The organism is Pseudomonas sp. SIMBA_068 (genome assembly GCF_046534705.1).
Classification (GTDB): Bacteria; Pseudomonadota; Gammaproteobacteria; order Pseudomonadales; family Pseudomonadaceae; genus Aquipseudomonas; species Aquipseudomonas putida.
In genome coordinates, this window is sequence record NZ_JAWRYI010000084.1 from 1 (window position 1) to 402 (window position 402).

The window sequence follows — 402 nt, forward strand, 5'->3', positions numbered from 1 at the left end:
GGGGTAACATAATGGAAACCTATGCTGTTTTTGGTAATCCGATAGCCCACAGCAAATCGCCATTCATTCATCAGCAATTTGCTCAGCAACTGAATATTGAACATCCCTATGGGCGCGTGTTGGCACCCATCAATGATTTCATCAACACACTGAACGCTTTCTTTAGTGCTGGTGGTAAAGGTGCGAATGTGACGGTGCCTTTTAAAGAAGAGGCTTTTGCCAGAGCGGATGAGCTTACTGAACGGGCAGCGTTGGCTGGTGCTGTTAATACCCTCATGAGGTTAGAAGATGGACGCCTGCTGGGTGACAATACCGATGGTGTAGGCTTGTTAAGCGATCTGGAACGTCTGTCTTTTATCCGCCCTGGTTTACGTATTCTGCTTATCGGCGCTGGTGGAGCAT

Annotated in this window: 1 protein-coding gene; it reads left to right on the top strand. The window is 48.0% G+C overall.

Features of this window, described 5'->3' with window-relative positions; all coding sequences use genetic code 11:
* Positions 1 to 11: 11 nt before the first annotated feature.
* The coding region (locus tag SB756_RS28265; protein ID WP_410912798.1) for a shikimate dehydrogenase at positions 12 to 402 on the top strand (391 nt) is incomplete at its 3' end.